Source organism: Streptomyces nitrosporeus (assembly GCF_008704555.1).
Taxonomy (GTDB): domain Bacteria; phylum Actinomycetota; class Actinomycetes; order Streptomycetales; family Streptomycetaceae; genus Streptomyces; species Streptomyces nitrosporeus.
Genome location: NZ_CP023702.1, coordinates 1,987,401 through 2,003,983 on the forward strand (window position 1 = coordinate 1,987,401; position 16,583 = coordinate 2,003,983).

The 16,583-nt window shown below is 71.7% G+C and carries 32 protein-coding genes and 1 pseudogene; 30 read left to right on the forward strand and 3 right to left on the reverse strand.

Annotated features, from left to right (window positions below; translation table 11 throughout):
* Nucleotides 1-90: 90 nt before the first annotated feature.
* Nucleotides 91-495, reverse strand: coding sequence for an XRE family transcriptional regulator (locus tag CP967_RS08395; RefSeq protein ID WP_150487359.1), 405 nt, complete (start codon nt 493-495; stop codon nt 91-93).
* A gap of 325 nt (nt 496-820) precedes the next feature.
* On the opposite strand from CP967_RS08395, the gene CP967_RS08400 reads away from it, so the two are divergent.
* From CP967_RS08400 to CP967_RS08480, 19 genes and pseudogenes are all read left to right on the forward strand, one after another.
* On the forward strand, nt 821-1,048 hold the full coding sequence (locus tag CP967_RS08400) for a helix-turn-helix domain-containing protein (RefSeq protein ID WP_150487360.1): 228 nt from the start codon (nt 821-823) through the stop codon (nt 1,046-1,048).
* Nucleotides 1,049-1,308: 260 nt separating this feature from the next.
* A complete protein-coding gene (locus tag CP967_RS08405; RefSeq protein WP_150487361.1) occupies nt 1,309-1,662 on the forward strand; it encodes a hypothetical protein in 354 nt (117 codons plus the stop codon).
* Nucleotides 1,659-2,324, forward strand: a complete 666-nt coding sequence (locus tag CP967_RS34280; protein ID WP_208838864.1) for a hypothetical protein — start codon at nt 1,659-1,661, stop codon at nt 2,322-2,324. The genes CP967_RS08405 and CP967_RS34280 overlap by 4 nt, the downstream gene beginning before the upstream one ends.
* A gap of 69 nt (nt 2,325-2,393) precedes the next feature.
* Nucleotides 2,394-2,828, forward strand: coding sequence for a hypothetical protein (locus CP967_RS08415; RefSeq protein ID WP_150487362.1), 435 nt, complete (start codon nt 2,394-2,396; stop codon nt 2,826-2,828).
* Nucleotides 2,825-3,667 (forward strand): hypothetical protein, encoded by an 843-nt coding sequence (locus CP967_RS08420; protein WP_150487363.1) that lies wholly within the window; start codon nt 2,825-2,827, stop codon nt 3,665-3,667. Before CP967_RS08415 ends, CP967_RS08420 begins: the two co-directional genes overlap by 4 nt.
* Nucleotides 3,667-4,707, forward strand: a complete 1,041-nt coding sequence (locus tag CP967_RS08425) for a recombination directionality factor (protein WP_150487364.1) — start codon at nt 3,667-3,669, stop codon at nt 4,705-4,707. The genes CP967_RS08420 and CP967_RS08425 overlap by 1 nt, the downstream gene beginning before the upstream one ends.
* The gene (locus CP967_RS08430; RefSeq protein ID WP_150487365.1) at nt 4,707-4,907 is read left to right on the forward strand and encodes a hypothetical protein; all 201 of its coding nucleotides are present in this window, start codon (nt 4,707-4,709) and stop codon (nt 4,905-4,907) included. The genes CP967_RS08425 and CP967_RS08430 overlap by 1 nt, the downstream gene beginning before the upstream one ends.
* Complete coding sequence (locus CP967_RS08435) at nt 4,904-5,344, forward strand: hypothetical protein (RefSeq protein ID WP_150487366.1); 441 nt, start codon at nt 4,904-4,906, stop codon at nt 5,342-5,344. The genes CP967_RS08430 and CP967_RS08435 overlap by 4 nt, the downstream gene beginning before the upstream one ends.
* Before the next feature lie 71 nt (nt 5,345-5,415).
* A pseudogene (locus CP967_RS34540) lies at nt 5,416-5,637 on the forward strand (WhiB family transcriptional regulator); the annotation flags it as partial.
* Nucleotides 5,638-6,084: 447 nt separating this feature from the next.
* Entirely contained in the window at nt 6,085-6,957 is an 873-nt protein-coding gene (locus CP967_RS08445) for a hypothetical protein (RefSeq protein WP_150487367.1), read from the forward strand.
* Nucleotides 6,954-7,604, forward strand: a complete 651-nt coding sequence (locus tag CP967_RS08450) for a zinc finger domain-containing protein (RefSeq protein ID WP_150487368.1) — start codon at nt 6,954-6,956, stop codon at nt 7,602-7,604. The genes CP967_RS08445 and CP967_RS08450 overlap by 4 nt, the downstream gene beginning before the upstream one ends.
* Nucleotides 7,601-7,807, forward strand: coding sequence for a hypothetical protein (locus CP967_RS08455; protein ID WP_150487369.1), 207 nt, complete (start codon nt 7,601-7,603; stop codon nt 7,805-7,807). The genes CP967_RS08450 and CP967_RS08455 overlap by 4 nt, the downstream gene beginning before the upstream one ends.
* A complete protein-coding gene (locus tag CP967_RS08460; protein ID WP_150487370.1) occupies nt 7,804-7,986 on the forward strand; it encodes a hypothetical protein in 183 nt (60 codons plus the stop codon). Before CP967_RS08455 ends, CP967_RS08460 begins: the two co-directional genes overlap by 4 nt.
* Complete coding sequence (locus tag CP967_RS35380; RefSeq protein WP_373300320.1) at nt 7,938-8,180, forward strand: DUF6011 domain-containing protein; 243 nt, start codon at nt 7,938-7,940, stop codon at nt 8,178-8,180. Before CP967_RS08460 ends, CP967_RS35380 begins: the two co-directional genes overlap by 49 nt.
* Nucleotides 8,180-8,497: a MazG-like family protein gene (locus CP967_RS08465; RefSeq protein ID WP_150487371.1), complete on the forward strand. Its 318-nt coding sequence runs from the start codon at nt 8,180-8,182 to the stop codon at nt 8,495-8,497. The genes CP967_RS35380 and CP967_RS08465 overlap by 1 nt, the downstream gene beginning before the upstream one ends.
* An 88-nt stretch (nt 8,498-8,585) precedes the next feature.
* Nucleotides 8,586-9,617, forward strand: coding sequence for a hypothetical protein (locus CP967_RS08470; RefSeq protein ID WP_150487372.1), 1,032 nt, complete (start codon nt 8,586-8,588; stop codon nt 9,615-9,617).
* On the forward strand, nt 9,614-9,775 hold the full coding sequence (locus tag CP967_RS33915) for a hypothetical protein (RefSeq protein WP_167535347.1): 162 nt from the start codon (nt 9,614-9,616) through the stop codon (nt 9,773-9,775). The genes CP967_RS08470 and CP967_RS33915 overlap by 4 nt, the downstream gene beginning before the upstream one ends.
* 79 nt (nt 9,776-9,854) lie before the next feature.
* On the forward strand, nt 9,855-10,037 hold the full coding sequence (locus CP967_RS08475; protein WP_150487373.1) for a hypothetical protein: 183 nt from the start codon (nt 9,855-9,857) through the stop codon (nt 10,035-10,037).
* Nucleotides 10,038-10,107: 70 nt separating this feature from the next.
* Nucleotides 10,108-10,743 carry a hypothetical protein gene (locus tag CP967_RS08480; protein WP_229888202.1) on the forward strand — a complete coding sequence of 212 codons (636 nt, stop codon included), beginning with the start codon at nt 10,108-10,110 and terminating at the stop codon, nt 10,741-10,743.
* Nucleotides 10,744-10,794: 51 nt separating this feature from the next.
* Here the strand turns inward: CP967_RS08480 and CP967_RS08485 are convergent, their stop codons facing one another.
* On the reverse strand, nt 10,795-11,082 hold the full coding sequence (locus CP967_RS08485; RefSeq protein WP_150487374.1) for a sigma factor-like helix-turn-helix DNA-binding protein: 288 nt from the start codon (nt 11,080-11,082) through the stop codon (nt 10,795-10,797).
* Nucleotides 11,083-11,356: 274 nt separating this feature from the next.
* On the opposite strand from CP967_RS08485, the gene CP967_RS08490 reads away from it, so the two are divergent.
* The 8 genes from CP967_RS08490 (at nt 11,357) to CP967_RS08525 (ending at nt 15,287) form a co-directional block, all read left to right on the forward strand.
* Nucleotides 11,357-11,656: a hypothetical protein gene (locus tag CP967_RS08490; protein ID WP_150487375.1), complete on the forward strand. Its 300-nt coding sequence runs from the start codon at nt 11,357-11,359 to the stop codon at nt 11,654-11,656.
* Nucleotides 11,656-12,510, forward strand: coding sequence for a hypothetical protein (locus CP967_RS08495; RefSeq protein WP_150487376.1), 855 nt, complete (start codon nt 11,656-11,658; stop codon nt 12,508-12,510). Before CP967_RS08490 ends, CP967_RS08495 begins: the two co-directional genes overlap by 1 nt.
* A complete protein-coding gene (locus tag CP967_RS33920; RefSeq protein WP_167535348.1) occupies nt 12,507-12,656 on the forward strand; it encodes a hypothetical protein in 150 nt (49 codons plus the stop codon). The genes CP967_RS08495 and CP967_RS33920 overlap by 4 nt, the downstream gene beginning before the upstream one ends.
* Before the next feature lie 9 nt (nt 12,657-12,665).
* Nucleotides 12,666-13,232 carry a hypothetical protein gene (locus CP967_RS08505; protein ID WP_167535349.1) on the forward strand — a complete coding sequence of 189 codons (567 nt, stop codon included), beginning with the start codon at nt 12,666-12,668 and terminating at the stop codon, nt 13,230-13,232.
* Nucleotides 13,229-13,732, forward strand: a complete 504-nt coding sequence (locus CP967_RS08510; protein WP_150487379.1) for a hypothetical protein — start codon at nt 13,229-13,231, stop codon at nt 13,730-13,732. Before CP967_RS08505 ends, CP967_RS08510 begins: the two co-directional genes overlap by 4 nt.
* Complete coding sequence (locus CP967_RS08515) at nt 13,729-14,586, forward strand: hypothetical protein (protein WP_150487380.1); 858 nt, start codon at nt 13,729-13,731, stop codon at nt 14,584-14,586. Before CP967_RS08510 ends, CP967_RS08515 begins: the two co-directional genes overlap by 4 nt.
* Nucleotides 14,587-14,666: 80 nt before the next feature.
* On the forward strand, nt 14,667-14,879 hold the full coding sequence (locus CP967_RS08520) for a hypothetical protein (protein ID WP_150487381.1): 213 nt from the start codon (nt 14,667-14,669) through the stop codon (nt 14,877-14,879).
* 189 nt (nt 14,880-15,068) lie between these two features.
* Nucleotides 15,069-15,287 carry a hypothetical protein gene (locus CP967_RS08525; RefSeq protein ID WP_150487382.1) on the forward strand — a complete coding sequence of 73 codons (219 nt, stop codon included), beginning with the start codon at nt 15,069-15,071 and terminating at the stop codon, nt 15,285-15,287.
* A 102-nt stretch (nt 15,288-15,389) separates the two neighbouring features.
* Here CP967_RS08525 and CP967_RS08530 read toward each other — a convergent pair whose 3' ends face one another.
* The gene (locus tag CP967_RS08530; RefSeq protein WP_150487383.1) at nt 15,390-15,638 is read right to left on the reverse strand and encodes a hypothetical protein; all 249 of its coding nucleotides are present in this window, start codon (nt 15,636-15,638) and stop codon (nt 15,390-15,392) included.
* Nucleotides 15,639-15,678: 40 nt separating this feature from the next.
* Between CP967_RS08530 and CP967_RS08535 the strand changes: the two genes are divergently transcribed.
* The 3 genes from CP967_RS08535 (at nt 15,679) to CP967_RS08545 (ending at nt 16,580) form a co-directional block, all read left to right on the forward strand.
* Complete coding sequence (locus tag CP967_RS08535; RefSeq protein ID WP_150487384.1) at nt 15,679-15,900, forward strand: MerR family transcriptional regulator; 222 nt, start codon at nt 15,679-15,681, stop codon at nt 15,898-15,900.
* 154 nt (nt 15,901-16,054) lie between these two features.
* Nucleotides 16,055-16,276: a hypothetical protein gene (locus CP967_RS08540; protein WP_150487385.1), complete on the forward strand. Its 222-nt coding sequence runs from the start codon at nt 16,055-16,057 to the stop codon at nt 16,274-16,276.
* A gap of 19 nt (nt 16,277-16,295) precedes the next feature.
* Nucleotides 16,296-16,580 (forward strand): HNH endonuclease, encoded by a 285-nt coding sequence (locus tag CP967_RS08545; RefSeq protein ID WP_150487386.1) that lies wholly within the window; start codon nt 16,296-16,298, stop codon nt 16,578-16,580.
* Nucleotides 16,581-16,583: the final 3 nt, after the last annotated feature.

Here is a 16,583-nt window from a genome sequence, read left to right on the forward strand (position 1 = left end):
AGACATCGTTACACCTCGACTGCCCGTTTGACTACGGGATGCACGCCTTGATCACAGTGCGTACAACTGAGGCCATGGCATATGCCAGCGCTAGCGCGGCGGGGCAAGAGAGTCGAGCAGGCGCATCAGCTGCTCTCGCTGCTCAGGCGTCATCCTGTCGGCCCGCTCGACGAGGGCGCGGGCGTCACCGGATGCCGACCACACCACGTCGATCCCGAAAAACTGGGCGCCAGCCGCATCTTGAACGCGTCCGAGCGGGACATCAAGACCGGCCGCCATGCCGCGCAGCGCGGGCAAGTCGGGCGCCTGGACTGGCATGTCAGTGGCGAGACGGTGAAGCCAGGAGCTCTTCACCGTCTGCACCCCGGTTTCGGGGTCGACGCATCGGGCCGCGAGCTTTTCGTAACTGAGGTCGAGCGCCGCCTTGCGGTCTCTCACGAGGTCCGCGAGCTGAGCGCGAGCGCCGGGCTGGGGCGCGCGATCTTCAACAGCCATGAGGCTCATCCTGCCACTCCGTGTCATGTCATGGGCCGTGGGGTGTCCATGTGACCAGCGATACGTGAGGCACATCCCCCCTGCTAGCGAGCAGTGTGTCATCCCGCGCGCTGGACGGATTGTCCACGCAATGGCACGGAGTGCGCCAGTAGGCACGGCCGGAATGGCGCAAAGGAAGTACCGCCAGCCAAGACGCTGGACGTTCCGTCCAAGCTGTGCAATGCTCTGCTCATCCAAGCAATGCAATGACCTACTGCACGAGGTGGATGTGGCTACTCACGCCCCCCTGTACAAACTGATCGATCCCGAACTACTCCGAACGCTGATGAAGCGCACCGGAACCGGGGCCTCGGTCAGCGTGCGAGAACTCGCCACGCTGACCACCGTCCCGCGCAGCACGATCGGCGCCCTACTCACCGGGGTGCAGCAGTCAGTGCCGGAGGCGTCCGCCCACGCCATCGCCGAGGCGATCGGCGTGGACGTACTCATCCTCTTCACCCCGGTCGGCAGGAGCGTCACCCTCGCCGCCGTACCCGACGCGGACATCGCGTGAGTGTCCAGCCGTTCGACCGGGCCGCCGCCGAGCGGCGCCTGGGGCCGGCCGGTGTGGACGCTGTCCGCCGCGCGGTGGCCGCTGCGCCGCCGCTGCGTCCCGAGCAGCGCGAGCAGCTTCGGGCTCTCTTCGCCTCGGCTCGTGCGGCTGACCGCAGTCGGCCGGCAGAGGCCGCCTGACCCCTACGCACGAGGGACGCCTAGCCCTTGCCCGGCCAGACGTCCCGACGGCACCTCAACCACTCAGAAATCGAGGACACCGTGAACACATCATCCCAGACCCAGCCCCAGACCTTGCGGTCGCAGAGCTCCCCGATCGGGCTGCTCACGCAGCTGCTCGCCACCCACCCGGAACTCCCGGCGGTGACGTACCACATCGACAGCATCGTGCCGGGCGAGGTGCACATCAGCGTGCACGGCGGACAGTTCGGGCACTTCGAGGAGTGGCGGGTGCGGCTGGGGCTGGAGGCCCCGGCGGAGGCGCGCACCTTCGGGGCGTCCACGTGGGTGGAGACGAAGGGCGTTGTGCAGGACGTGCCGGTGCATTTGCTCGGGCACGGTACGGCGGCTGAGGTCGCCGGGTACGTGGCGGAGCGCGCGGCGGTGGCGGCATGAGCGCCCCGATGACCCCGGACCGGCAGCAGGAGATCGCCGAGACCGCAGTGCCCGAGCTGCTGGCCGAGGTGGAGCGGCTGCGGGCGGAGGTGTCCGATCTGGCCTCTGCCGTGACGGGGGCGTGTCTGGCCCGGTACGAGGAGGAGCAGGACGCGGACCGGCTGCGGGTGGCCCTGGCGTCGGCCCAGCGGGGGCGGCGCGAGCTGCGGGGCCGGGTCGCCGAGCTGGAGGCGCAGTCCGAGAAGGTGCTGGCGTTCTGCGCCCAGCGCGCCGAGTACATCACCAGCATCCTGAACTGCCACCCGAACAACAAGCGCGACTACAACCGGTGGCAGGGCCACGCGGAGGCGCGACGTCAGCTGTCGCAGTCGCTGGGTCTGCCGGTGTCGTGGCCCGCTGAGACGGACTCGCACGACGCGCCCGAGGCGGCGCCTGAGGCTCCCGCCGTGACGGCCGACCGGTGGAACAGCCAGTACCCGGTGGGCACCCCGGTCACCGCGTACCCGGGATGCCGCCCGGAGGACGACCCGAAGGCCGAGCGGCTCGTCACCCGCACCCGCAGCACGGCGTCCGTCCTCGGGGGTCATACGGCCGTCGTGTGGGTCGACGGACACAGCTCCTGCATCAGCCTCACCCACGTCGACCCGGGCGGCACCTCGTGATCTGGCTGCTGGTCCTCTCCCTCTCTGTCCTCTCCTTCTGGCTCCTTGAGCTCGCCCTTGGAGGCACCGATGTCCGCTGACCCCCTGCCCGACGAGGAGCCGCTCGACCCGGCCGACCAGGCCGCCGCCGAGGACGGATTCGGATCGCTCACCCGATTCCTCGCCCGCCACCCCGCCCCCCCAGCAGGACAGGAGCACCGCCTGATGGCCACCGGACCCGAGCACTACCGCGAGGCTGAGCGCCGTCTCACCATGGCCTGGGAGGAAAACTCCCCTCAGGACCGGTCCACGCAGCTGGTCGCCGAGGCGCAGGTACACGCCACCCTCGCCCTCGCTGCCGCGACCGCGCTGAACGACGCCGAGGACGGCATGCCCGTCGCCGAGTTCCAGGCATGGCGGCACGCAGCAGGCACCAAGCGGGACCGGGCCGCCGCCCGGAAGTTGGCCGCGATGCAGGACACCGAGCAGACCCTCCGCGAGATCCGTGCGGGAGGCACCCAGTGACTAACCCGCGCCTCGCGCAGGACACCCCGCAGGGCCGGTACTACACCGACCCTGCGGGGGGCCCCGCCCTCGTCTCCGTCACCAACGTCCTCGACACCGCCGTCGCCAAGAAGGCCCTCATCCCCTGGGCCGTGAAGCTCACCACCGAGCACATCCTCGACAACCTCGCCGAGGTCAACGCGCGCTTCGACGACGACCGGACCACCCTCACCAAGGAGATCAAGGCCGTCCACCGCGAGGTGAAGGAGCGGGCTGGCGATCTCGGCGACCGCATCCACACCGCCGCCGAACAGCACGTGCTCGGCGCCCCCGTGGCCGACGATCCCGAGGTCGCCCCGTACCTGGCACAGCTCGTTCTCTGGCTGACCATGTGGAACGTCGACCTCGATGAGCACATCGAGGCCACCGAGTGCACCGTGTTCCACCGGCGCCTCGGCTACGCCGGCACTGCGGACCTCCTGATCTGGCTGCCCACCGGCCCGGGCGGGGTCATGGAGCTGTGGCTCATCGACTACAAGACGTCCGCCACCCGCTCGGCAAAGAGCGTCTACCCGGAGAACACCCTCCAGCTCGCCGCCCTCCGATACGCGGAGACCGTCCTCCTCCCCGACGACACCGACGCCCCCATGCCGCCCATCGCGCGGACCGGTGTCCTCAACCTCCGTGCCAAGTCGCACGCCCTCGTCGAAATGCCTGCCGGCCGGGACGCGCACGCCGCGTTCCGTGGCCTGCTCCAAGGCGCCCGCTGGCTGCACGACGCACCGTCCACGTACCCCGCTCTCCTCGCCCCGGGCCAGACCGCCCCGACGCGCAGGCGCACCACCCGAAAGGCAGCCTGATGGGTAGCCGTATCCGCACCGCACAGAAGCAGGCCCGCGAGCTGGGCCGACTCCGCACCGGGTACAGCATCCCGAGCGACGACCCGAAGAAGCGCGCCCGCCCCGTGCGCTCCACCACGTGGGTCCTCAGCAGCCACGCCGAGCACTACGTGGTCGCCGCCGCCGAGGCGTGGGGCGGGGAGGTCGAACGGTGGCAGCCGCAGGGCAACGGCGCCCCCCAGTTCCGCGTCATCACCAAGGCCGAGCAGCTCGATGCGATTCTCCCGCCGGGGGACCCGCTGTCGCAGGCCAACGAGATGTGGAACAAGGGCGGCTGCGCCCGCCGCTGCGATGGCGAGATCGAGCAGATCAGCCGTCACCCCTGCCTCTGCCTGGCCGAGCACGGCCCGGAGTGGCACCTCCTGCGCCAGGACCTGAGCACCAAGGACAAGGTGTGCGCACCGACCTCACGCCTGAGCGTGGTGCTCCCGGACATGCCGGACGTCGGTGTCTGGCGAGTCGAGACGCACTCGTTCTATGCCGCGAACGAGCTGGCCGGCACCGTCGACATGGTGCTGTCCGGCACCGGCGGCAAGGGGCTCGTACCGGTGACTCTGCGGATCGAACCCCGCACGCGGGTCGCCGGGGGGAAGACGAAGCACTTCCCGGTGGTCGTCGTCGAGATCCGCGGGGTCACGACACGGCAGGCACTGACCGGCCCGCTGCCGACCGCGGTGGCGCTGGACCCGACCGGGGCCCGCGGGGCCGCTGCGATCGAGGCACCGCGCCCGGACTACCTCGCGCAGGCTGAAGGCGCGCTGACCGTCGACGACGTGCAGGACGTGTACCGGACGGCGAACACAGCCGGACACCTCAATGACGCGCTGGTGGCCGCGTTGAAGAAGCGGGCCGAGGAGCTGAAGGCCGAGGCCGCTGCCACGCGGGTCCCGGACCCGGAGCCTGACGAGGACGGCGCCTACCCGGCCGAGGTCATCGACGACACCGAGCAGACCAGCGCATGGCCCGCCGTCGCCCAGGCCGGATCAGGGGGCACGGCGTGATGCGTATCCGTCTCCCGCGTCCGCGCCGCCGGCGTCCGGCCCCGGACCCCGCCGTGTGGTCGCTGTCCGCGATCGTGCCCGGCACCCGGTGGCTGCCCTGCCACACCACCGTCTGCGCCCACACCACCACCCGCCACACCCCGCACGGCACCGGCTACCGGTGCACCGCCTGCGGCACCACGAAGGGAGACCAGCCGTGAAAGTCCGTGCCGACATCGCCGACATGCTCCGTGCCGGGATCCCCCACACCACGATCGCCCGCCAGCTCAACATCAGCGACAAGACCGTCAGCGCCACCCGGGTCGCGCTCGGTCTGCCCGCTCCGCAGCTCGGCGGCCGACGGTCCCCGCTGGTGCCTCTCGCCGAGGCGTTTGCCGCCCGCACCGCACCGGTGCCCGGTGGCCACCTCCGCTGGACCGGCTACCACACCGAGGGCCGGCCGATCCTCCGCCGCCAGGGAAAGCCGCTGACCGCACAGCGGATCGCGTGGTCCCTGCACCACACCCGGCCGCCAGTCGGTCCGGTCCGCGCCGGGTGCGGCTACCGAGGGTGTGTCGCCCCCGCCCACATGGAGGACCGGGAGATGCGTGACCAGCTCAAATCCCAGATGACCAGCATCTTCGGAGGTGCAGCGTGAGTGTCAGCCTTGTTCACCTGCTCCACACCCCGGGCGCCCCGGACACCCTGGAGCGCGCCGACCAGTGGCGGATGCTGTCCATGTGCCGGGAGGACCCCGACCTGTTTTTCCCCGTCGGCACGACGGGCCCCGCGCTCGCCCAGGCGGAGGAAGCCAAGGCCGTGTGCCGCCGGTGCCCGGTGATGGAGCAGTGCCTCCAGTGGGTGCTCGCCGAGGGCCCGCAGGCCGGGATCTGGGCCGCCACCGACGAGGCGGAGCGGACCAAGCTCCGGCGGCGAACCCGCCGTACCGCCCAGGCCCGGCACGCACCGCAGACCGCTCAGACCCGGGTCCGGCAGCTCCTCGACACCCACACCGTGGACCTCGGTGACGGGCACCGCGGGTGGCGGGGCGGCCCCGTCCGGATCGACGGCGTGGTGCACAGCGGGAAGCAAGTCGCGTGGGTGGCTGCCCACGGTGTCCGGCCTGCCGCGCCGCTCCTCGGTACGTGCCATCGGGCGGGGTGCGTCGTCGCGGCGCATCAGCGGCTGCGTACCGATCCGGCGTCCTGCGGGACACGGCCCGGCTACCAGGGTCACCTGGCCCGGGGTGAGGACCCGTGCACCCCCTGCCGCCAGGCCAATACGGACGCCGACCGCCGCCTGCGGAACACCGGCACCGCGGCCTGACCGGCCCGGCCCGGGGCTGCCGCGCCCCGGGCCACCACCCGCACCACCGCAACCCGTACGGAAGAAGGACCGATGGGCTACGAGCTCCGCCGGCAGATGCGCGAAGCACTGGGACCCGACATCACCGGGCTCCAGCGCGCGGTCGCCCTGGAGATCGCCGACGACGCGAACGAGACAACCCGCGAGAGCTGGGCCACCCTCGAAGCGCTCGCGCGGTGGACCGCGGCGAAGGACGCGAGCGTTGTACGGAACGCGCTGAAGCGGCTGTCCGCAGCGGGCTGGGAGTTCCGTGTCCCGATCGGCAAGGGCAAGGACGGGCGGGTCCTGTACGCGGTGCCGGGGACGCGGATGACGTTCCTCGTTCCGCCCCTCAAAGGGGTAGCCGTGGCTACCCCTAAGGGAGAGCAGGGGCTACCCCATGAGGGAGCAGGGGCTCCCCCTTACACCCCCCAAGGGGGAGCAGGGGCTCACTCAGAAGGTGCCGTGGCTCCTTCAGAAGGTGCCGTGGCTCCCCCCTTCTCCTCACCCCCTCACTCTCCTCACGTAGATAAAGACTCCTCACCCACGCCGCCGCCCGCCGAGCAGCACCTCGAAGCCTTCGGCGCGTTCTGGCTGACCTACCCCAAAAAGAAAGCCCGCGAGGAAGCGAAGAAGGCGTGGATCGCCGCCCTCGCCCGCGGTGCCAACCCCAAGCGCATCGTCGAAGCCGCCCAGGAATACGCCCGCGAGCGCGCCCAGCAGGACCCCACCTACACGAAGTACCCGGCCACCTGGCTCAACAAGGGCTGCTACGACGACGAGCCCGACCCGGCCCCCGGCCTGCCCCAGCTTCGAGCCGTCGGCGGCCCCGCCGCCCCGCTCAGCCCGCAGGCCACCCGCCGCCAGGCCAGCCGCGACTTCCTCGACCAACTCTCCGACCAACTCCGCGCAGGAGGCCAGCAGTGACCCCCGACCAGATCCCCCAGCTCCTCAAGCAGGTGTCGTACGCCGACCCCCGCGTCCTCCCCGAGGACCCCAAGGAGGTCGCCGGCCTCGCCGCCCTCTGGGCCACCGTCCTCGCTGACGTCCCCGTCGAGTTCGCCATGCAGGCCGTCGGCATCCACTACGCCCGCAGCCCGTATCCGATCAAGCCGTCCGACATCAGCACCCGGTGGCAGGCCGTGGTCCGTGACCGGATGCAGCGCGACGTCGACCCCGCCCCGCCCGTCGACCCCGACAACGAGTCGGCGTACCGGCACGCCCTCGCCGCCCACCGGCGGGCCGTCGCTACGGGGCAGGAACCCCCCGTCGAGCACCACGCGCTCACCGCCGGGCCCGCGGCCGCCGAAGCCGACCGCCGCCGCGCCGTGATTGGGAAGTACATCCCGATCGCCGTCGATGACGCCCTCGCCGCCTACCGGCCCCAGCGCGCCGCCCGCCTCGCGGTCCTCCGCGAAGGCCGCCCTGACGCCCTCGCAGTGCCCTGCCCCGTCGAAACCTGCCGGGCCGCAGTCGGTACCGCATGCACCCGCCCCGGCAAGGGCCAGACCCGGCACCGCCTTGCCGGCCCGCACCCGTCCCGGGTCGACTACGCCGCCGAGCGTGCCGCGTGAGCGCGCAGACGTGGCGCCCGGACGGCCCCGGTAGCTTCCTCTCCCCCGAGGGCGTCACCGCCGTACACGACCGCACCGGCCGACTCTGGACCCGCCGCACCACCCGATGGACCACGACCGGCACCCACTGGATCCGGTGGCGGACCCTCGTCGCCGACCACGGACCCCTCACCGACGCCACGAAGAGGAAGGCGAGCGCATGACACCAATCCCGCCAGCCGCCCGCACCGTGATGCTCGCCGGACTCGACGAATACCGACTCGTCACCCCCCTCGACGAGCAAACCCCCGCCGGCGCCCTCGACTGCATCGAACGGTGGCTCCTCGACGACGGATGGGCCATACGACCAGACCTCAGCGACGACAGGGGCACCGCCCGGTGACCGTGTCCTGCCGGGTATGCGGCCGGCGCCTCCGCTCCACCCGCTGGGCAGCCCGCGGCATCGGCCCCCACTGCGCACGCGCCGCCGGTGCCCGGCCCGCACCCCACATCCCCACACCACACCCCGACCACCACATCCCCGGGCAGGACGAACTGCCCCTCGTCCACCACCAACCGACCCTCTGGAGCCTCTGATGACCACCCCCGACCACTGGACCACCATCCGCGGCCTCGTCGCCTGGCTCGACCAGCAGAACGGCCGCTCCCAGCAGGAGATCACCCTGCGCCTCCTGAAGCTGACGGAGGAGGCCGGGGAGGTGGCGCAGGCGTGGATCGGTACGACCGGCCAGAACCCGCGGAAGGGCATCACGCACACCACCACGGACGTCGCCGACGAGCTGGTCGACGTCATCGTCACCGCGTCGGTGGCCCTCGCCTCCCTCGTCACCGACCCGGGCGCCCACCTCGACACGGCAGTGGCCCGGATCGCCGCCCGGCCCCGCACCCCGTGACTACGCAGTGTGCCCGCCGGGTCGTGACCGGCGGGCGCCCCACCACCGTACCCACCCGGCCCCGGCCGGCCACCCCCAGGAGCAGCACATGACACCCACACCCGCTGACCGCCCCACCCTGCGAGTTCTGTCCCTCGGCGCCGGAATCCAGTCCACCGCCCTCCTGCTCCTCGCCGCCGAAGGCCGCCTGCCCGGCCTGGACGGCGCGATCTTCTCCGACACCGGATGGGAACCCGCCGCCGTCTACCACCACCTCGACCGCCTGGAGACGGAGGTCGCCAAGCCCGCCAATATCCCGATCTACCGCGTCTCCGCCGGCCGCATCCAGGACGACGTCCTCAACCCCGACAAGCAGCGCAGCCTCCCCGCTCACACGCAGGACCCCGAGACCGGCGACCGCGGCATGCTGAACCGCCGCTGCACCCAGACGTACAAGCTCACCCCGATCATGCGGAAGACCCGCCTGCTTCTCGGAGCATCCACATCCGACCCGGCGCCATGCCGATACTGCGCCGGCACCGGCACCCGCATCGCCCCGTGGCGGGCCAAGCTCAACGACCACACCCCCGGCCAGTGCTCCGTCTGCGACGGAACAGGCACCCTCACCCGGGTCGGACAGCCCCCGCGCGGCACATGGGCGGAGCAATGGGTCGGGTTCTCCACCGACGAGATCGGCCGCGTCTCCACCCGCGCCGACACCCAGTACGCCAAATCCCGGCACCCCCTGCTGGAACTGGGCATGTCCCGCACCCAGTGCGAGGCGTACCTCAAGAGCCGCGGGTGGGGCGAGACGGCGAAGAGCGCGTGCATCGGCTGCCCGTTCCACGGCAACGCCGAGTGGCGGCGGATGCGTGACACCGACCCCGAATCCTGGGCCGACGCCGTCCGCTTCGACAAGGCGTACCGTACCGGGCCAGGCCTGCGACACCAGCGCTTCCTCCACATCAGCCGGCGACCCCTCGACGAAGCACCGATCGACCGCGTCCGCCCCTCCGAGTGGAAGCAGGACGACTTCTTCGACGCCATGTACGACGCCGAGCTGGCCGAAAATGGCGACCCAGACGGCTGCTCCCCCTACGCATGCCGCTCCGGCCAGGCCACCACGGAGGTGGCCGCATGACCCCCCAGGACCGGCCTCCGCGCCTCCCACCGGACGCTCTGACCGACCTCGATGACCTGGTGCCGCGGCGTTTTCCGCCGGACGTGCTGACCGACCTGGACGACCTGATTCCGCGCCGACTGCCGCCGAACGTTCTCACGGATCTCGACGACCTGTGACCACGCAGTGCGCCCGCCGGGTCGTGACCGGCGGGCGCCCCACCACCGTACCCACCCGAGCGCCCGAGGAGCCCACACGATGACCACGCCCGACACGCCCCGCATTCCGCTCGACGCGCTCACCAGCGACGCCCTCGACGCCCTGTACGACCGCGCCGAGAAAGCCGAGCAGCACCGCGACTACTGGCATGCCGAGCTGATGTGTGCCGACGCCCGCATCCGCGAGCTGGAAGCCAAGGTGGCCGCCCGCGACTGCGCCTGACCCTCATGGCCGCCCGGACCACCACCCGGGCGGCCCCCGCACCCCGCCCCACCGCACACCAGGAGCACCCGTGGACCTCTGCACCCACTGCCACGCACCCGACCCCACCGGCAGCATGCTGTGCGTCACCTGCACCCAGAACACCCGCCAGCACCTGTACGACCTCCCCGCCCTGTACGCCGCGCTGGAGACACACCTGGCCCCGTCCATGGCCGCCGGACACGGACGCCGCAGCACCGGCGGACCCGCCCCGCTCCCCGTACGCGAAGACATCCTCGACCTGAGATCTGCCGGCGGGATCCTCGGCGTGCTGGAGGACTGGCACCGGGCCGTACGCCGCGACCGCCGCATGCACCCGCCCCAGACCCCCGGCGGCATCCCCCAGCGCCTCCAGCGGGCCGTCAGCGCCCTCACCGCCCACATGCCGTGGATCGTGTCCACCTGGCCCCAGGCAGGCACCTTCGCCGCCGAGATACGCGACCTCCACCGCGACGTCTCCAGCATCGTCACCCCGCCCGACACCGACCGCGGCCGGCACATCGGCCACTGCCCCGCCGCGTACGAAGACGGCGTGATCTGTGGAGCCGTGCTCCGGCTCCTCCCCGGGGAGACCGTCGCGCGATGCGACTGGTGCGAGACGACCTGGCCGCCCACGACGTGGATGCAACTCAAGGCGTGGCAGGACGAAGACGCCGCGGCTGCCTGAGAACGACGAAGCCCCCGACCACGCCGGTCGGGGGCTCGCGCGAGTCCGGGGCTACTCGGCGGCCGGCCGCTTCTGTGTTCGCGGATTCGTCACCCCGTCCGCGATCTGCCGGACCCGGCCGAAGCTGATGCCGAGCAGTTCCCCGATCGCCCGAAGCGTCATCCCTTCATCCCGCAGTTCACGGACCGCCTGTTGCCGGAGTTCCCGCGCGCGGGACTGACTGCTCGGCAGCTCGTCGAGGAGCTCCGTCAGGCGCTTCGCGCGCTCGGCCGCATCCCCCTGCTCACCGAGTGCCTCGATGGCGTTCAGCACCCGCTGCACCTCCTCGTCCTTGGACATGTCCGCTCCTCGTCTGGGGCGGCGCGCCTACTGCTTGTGTAGAGACCCTACCCTTGTGTAGAGTCTCTGCACAACGAAGGGCGTGCCCCTTCTCCGCTTGATACACAACGGCCCGGCCAGCGCTCACAACGCCGACCGGGCCCGCCATCCCACCTGACATCACCAGGAGGACAGCCGTCATGGATCGTATCCACACCCCCACCACCCTGACCACGGACAGCGACACGGACATGGATGAGGCCCTCCGCCGCGTCCGGGCCGGCGGCGGTGCCCGATGAGCGACGCAGCCTTCGCACTCGGTATCTGGGCCCTCCTCACCGAGCCATCGCACGCGAACCGGATCCTCACTCTGGTCGCCACGTGCCTGCGCTGCCAGAACCCCCACGCCCCGCTCACCCTCGACACGCTGAACGCAACGCTCAAGGGATCCGTTCGAGCCTGCACCGACAGCCTCCCCGACATCGTCGCCATCGAGGCCACCGAGATCGCCGCCCGGGCCCTCCCCACCATCCACCGCGGCGAGACCCCCGACGCCTACGCGATGCGCGTCCTCTACGCCGCACGGGGGATCTGATGCGCATCCTCAAGGGCGTCTCGCCCCTCACCATCCCCGCCGTGCTTCTCTCCGCCGCCAGCCTCGCCTGGACTACCTGGTCCCTCGTCGACCTCCTCGGCACCGGGGAGATCGGCCTTACTGTTGCCGCCGGTGCCGACATCGTCTGGGCATCCGTCATCGCCGCCGAAGCCCGTGGCCTCCGAGTCGCCGGCCGCCGCTGGGCCGTCCCTGCCGTCGGCTGGGCCGCGCTCCTTGCCGTCGCCGGGCTCCTCGTCTGGCACGGCATCCGCGCCGACAGCATCCCCATGGCCGTCGCCGGGCCGCTCCTCCCTCTCGGCGCGAAGGTGGTGTGGCTCCTCGCGCTCACCGACATGCGCGACCCGGCCGCCCTCACCGACGACGAGCAAGCCGTCCTCGCCCGGATGGAACGCGGGCTCGCCTTCGAAGAGGCTCGGCATCGAGTCGAGATGCGGCGCCGCGAGATGGACGCGGAACTTCAGCTCGCCGAGGTCTCCACGGACTTCGAGATCGAGCTGACCCGGCTGGACAAGGGGCGTGAACTCGCCCGCCGCCGACCGCTGGAGATCGCCCCGATCGCGAACACTGAGCACCCGGCCGAACAACCCGCGATCACCCCGAGCGCGCCCCTGCTCGCGCCGACCGCTCCGCCAACGCCCACCAGCGCGAACATGGCGAGCGAACAGCCGAGCATCGCCGATCTCGCCCGCGAACACGTCGCGACCACCACGACGAACACCGACGCCGTGAACGCGATCCTCACCGCCCGCCCGAACGCCGATCGGCAGTCCGTCGCCGCCGCTGTTCGCCGTGCTCGCCGCAACGCCGACGGCATGAAGGGCGGCTACGGATGACTGCCCTCCGCTGGCTCTTCCCGCTCGCCACCCTCGGCGCCGGGGCCATCCTCGCCGCGCTCGCCGCCCACGAGACGCCCCGCATCCTCAGCACCCTCGCCCTCGTGCTCACCCTCGCCGCCCTCGCCGCGGCCATCCCTCACTGAGGACACCCCATGCCCGACCCCATCACCCCAACCCGGATCATCCCGGCCGGCGCACCCCTCCCGGGCCCCGCCCCGGCCGCACCTCCCCCTCCACCGCCGCCCCCGCCCGTACTCCCGCCCTTCGCGGTCCCTGGCGGGGAGTGGTGGCGGCGCCCGGCCCCGGGCCCGCTCGCCACCACCCAGCCGGTCGACGTGCACGTCCAGATCACGCTGACGCCCGACCCCGTGCCGGAGCTGACGTGGCGTGAGCGGCTGACCGCCCTCACCCTCCACTGGCTCCGCCCGCTGGGCACCTGGCGCGGCATCACCGCCCTCGTCCTGGCCGTCGCCCCGATCCCCGGCGTGGGGGAGAGCGCTGCCACGGTCTGGCACTACGTCGTCTCGGAGGCCCGGGGCATGAGCATCGGCGCCGGATACGCGGTCGGCCTGACGCCCGTGGCCTTCGCCGGGTGGGCACTGACCCGGGTCGGCCCGACCGGCCCCCGGCTCTGGCTTCTGGCCGTGGCCTCGATCGGCGCCCTCGGCGCCGTATCCGCGTACGACGTCGTCCAGCTGCTCACAGGAGTGACCCGATGAGCGCAGTCCTCACGATGAGCGGCGCCGCTCTGTCCGTCGGCGTCCTCGCGGTGAATGTGCGGTCCTGGTGGAAGGGCAGCCGGGAGATCAAAACCCTGGTCCCCTTCGGCGGAGGTCTGATCCATGGCGGATCCTGGACGCTCTGCGTCGGAGGGCTCCTCGGATGGGTCCAGGTCCGCACGGTGGACGCGGGCAGCTCGGTCGGCGACTGGGGCGTCACCAAGGTCACCGGCACCGGCGGCGGCGCCCTCACGGCCGGGAGCATGGGCACCCTGACGCCGGCCGGTGCGACCGTCGTCGTCATCGCCCTGATCATCGGCGCCATCACGTTCAAGGCGGCGGGCAAGGCCGACAAGAAGAAGATCATCGGCGGCCTCTTCGTCGGCCACACCCTGACCGCGACCGCAGGCTTCGCGCAGCTGATGCAGTGGCTGCCCGACACCTACAACGCGGTCGGCGCAGGGCTGCAGGACGTACTGAACGGGGTGCTGCCGCTGTGACCGTCATCGACCTGTTCAAGAAGAAGGCGGGGCCGGCCGACGAGGCGGAGCGCCAGGAGCCGGGGGAGGAGACGGAGCGTCAGGCCGCCGCCCGGGAACTCCGGGAAGCTGTGGCCGCGCTCACCGGCCGCCTGGGGCGGGGGAGTCTCTGGATCTGCCAGGGGTGCACCCAGGGCCTCGCCGCCTGGTGTCGCCGAGGCCGCCGAGACGACCTCGACGGGCCCGCCGCCGAGTACGGCGTCTGGGGCAGGGGCCTGGTTCTGGCCGGCCTCGCGGTCGGCGGGTGGCTCGCCGTCAGCTCCGAGCCGGTGATCCTCGCCCCCGCCGCAGGGATCTGGGTGCTCGCCGCGCTGCACGCGAAGGAACCCCCGGAGCCGGAGGATGAGGCCCCGGCCGAGGACGCCGCCGAGGCCGAGGGGGGGGCCCCGGCAGAGCCCCCCGTCGTGGCTCTCGTCCGGGCCCAGATCGGGGACGAGAAGGGCGTGCATCTGAGCGTCCTCTACCCCGCGATGCGGGCCTCTCTCCCGGGTGCCGAGAAGGCCCCCGACGAGGCCCTCCGGCAGCTGCTTCGGGACCACCGGATCCCCACCCGCCGGAGTGTGCGCGTAGGGGGTGTCGCGGGGCGGTCCGGGGTGCACCGCGACGACCTCCCTCCCCTCCCCTCCCCGGGGGGCTCCGAAAGCGGAGACTCCGCGCTCTCCGCCCGTGGAGACGCAGGTCAGGGCCAGGGTGCGGAGAGCGGTGGAGAGGCCCGGAGAGGGGCTGGAGACGGACCGGAGAGCGGTGGAGACATCACCGCACGGCTCGTCCAGGACCCCGAGAACCCCGTCCGCTGGACGGTGGCCGCGTCCTGACGGCTGCCCGATCCGCCCACCCCGCGTGGGCGGTGAGGGGATCCGGACAGCCCGGCATCCACCACACCCAGGAGAGACCGATGGCCAGCGCCCGCCACTTCCGCAAGGCCCAGCCCACCGAACAGACCCGCGCCGAGATCGAGGCCGACATCACCAACAGCCGCCGCGCCCAGCGTGACCTCCAGGCCGCCGGATCACACGGCATGGCGGAGCGCCTGCGCCAGGACACCGACGAGTGCCTCGACGAGCTCGCCGACCTCGACGCCGGCCGCTGGAAGCCCAAGCACGCCTGACCCGCCCCGGGGCGGCCGACTCACTGCCAGGCGACCGGCCGCCCCAGGCCCATCCCACTCACGAGACAGGACCCGCATCATGGCACTCCCCAAGTCGATCAGCATCAGCGACCTCGCCAAGAAGAACGCCGAGAGCCAGCAGCGACGCGACGCCGAAAAGGCCGCCAAGACCAGTGGTGGGAACAGGTGATGACCACCATCGACTACCGCATGGATGAAGCCCAGCAGGCCGAAACAGACGGCCGCCTCCGCGACGCCGCACACCTCTACCAGCAGCTCGGTAAGGACATCCAAGCCCAGTACGGGCGGTTCGATCCGCGCGCCCTCACCGCGTTCGAAGGCGTGGCCCGCGTAATCGGAAAGGCGCGCGAGGACAACTGGCCTCTCTCTGTCACACCCCCGCAGTAGCCTGACCCCACCAGCACACCCACCGGATCGCGAGCTGGCTGCCGCGCTACCCGGACCGAGGCCCCGGCCGTCACCACGACGACCGGGGCCCGCTGCTGCCTGTCAGTCGTTCTGGAGCATCGTGAACGCCAGAACGAAGCTGAGAAGCGCGTTCACCAGGGTCAGCCAGGCGACCCATCGCATCCTGTTATCCACGCCGAGGGCCAGCTTTCGGATCTGCTCGACATCACCCCAAGTGGGTGCCTGGTCGGCTTCACTGGCCTGCTTCCGCAGGGAGAGGAGAGCTAGGACGCCGCCGACCGCGGTGGCTGCTGCGGCGGCTATGGCTGCGACGAAAAGAGCGATCTTCATGGGTGCAACCTAGGTCCAAAGTCGGTGCCAGACTGGGCTTATGGAGTACCAGCTGCCGCCCGCCGGCACCCTCACCACCCGCCTCGCCGCCCTCTCCGCCGGCGTCGCCCCCGCCACCATCCGCGACTGGGTACGCCGGGGCCTCCTCACCCGCTGCGGCGGCAGCCCGAAGCGCCCGATCTACCGTCTGGCCGACGTTGAATCAGCTCGATACGCGGCCAAGCCGACACGCGCCGGACAGCGCGGAGTCAAGGCAGCTTGACCTGCGGCGATCGATGCGCCACGATTTGGGCACCACACGCATGCCCAGACGCCCCCGCAGCGGCCCCCCGGCCCCGGGGGCTTCGTCGTTTCCCGGACACCGCACCCACCCCTGCCCGATGATGGCCCCTCACGCCACCACCTCTGGGGGACCCATGCGCACCCGCACCACCGCCGCCGCACTCATCACGGCCAGCCTGCTCGCACTCACCGCGTGCAGCAACGAGTACACCGCCGACGACTGCGCAGCCGCCATCACCGACACGTCAACCAAGACCAACCGGCCCATCGAGTGCCAGGACATCTCCGACGAGGACTACGAGACGCTCATCCTCGGCCACATCCTGAAGAACGACGGGATCCTTCCGACCGAGTAACCCCACGCAGGAGGTGCCCGTGGTCAGCAACCCCCGCAACGGGCGCCGCTACAGGGCGCTGTGCGACTGGCTGCGGGCCCAGCGTCTCCCGTGCTGGCTCTGCGGCCACAACATCGCCTACGAGATCCGAGGCCCCGAGGCAGGCAAGCACCCGATGGCGTTCACCCTCGACCACGAGACGCCCCTGTCGCGCGGCGGGGACCTCCTCGACCCGGGCAACGCGCGCGCCGCGCACCGCCGCTGCAACAGCGCCCGGGGCAACCGCACGAGCCTGCCGCAGTCCCGAGCTTCGCGAAGGTGGTGAGCC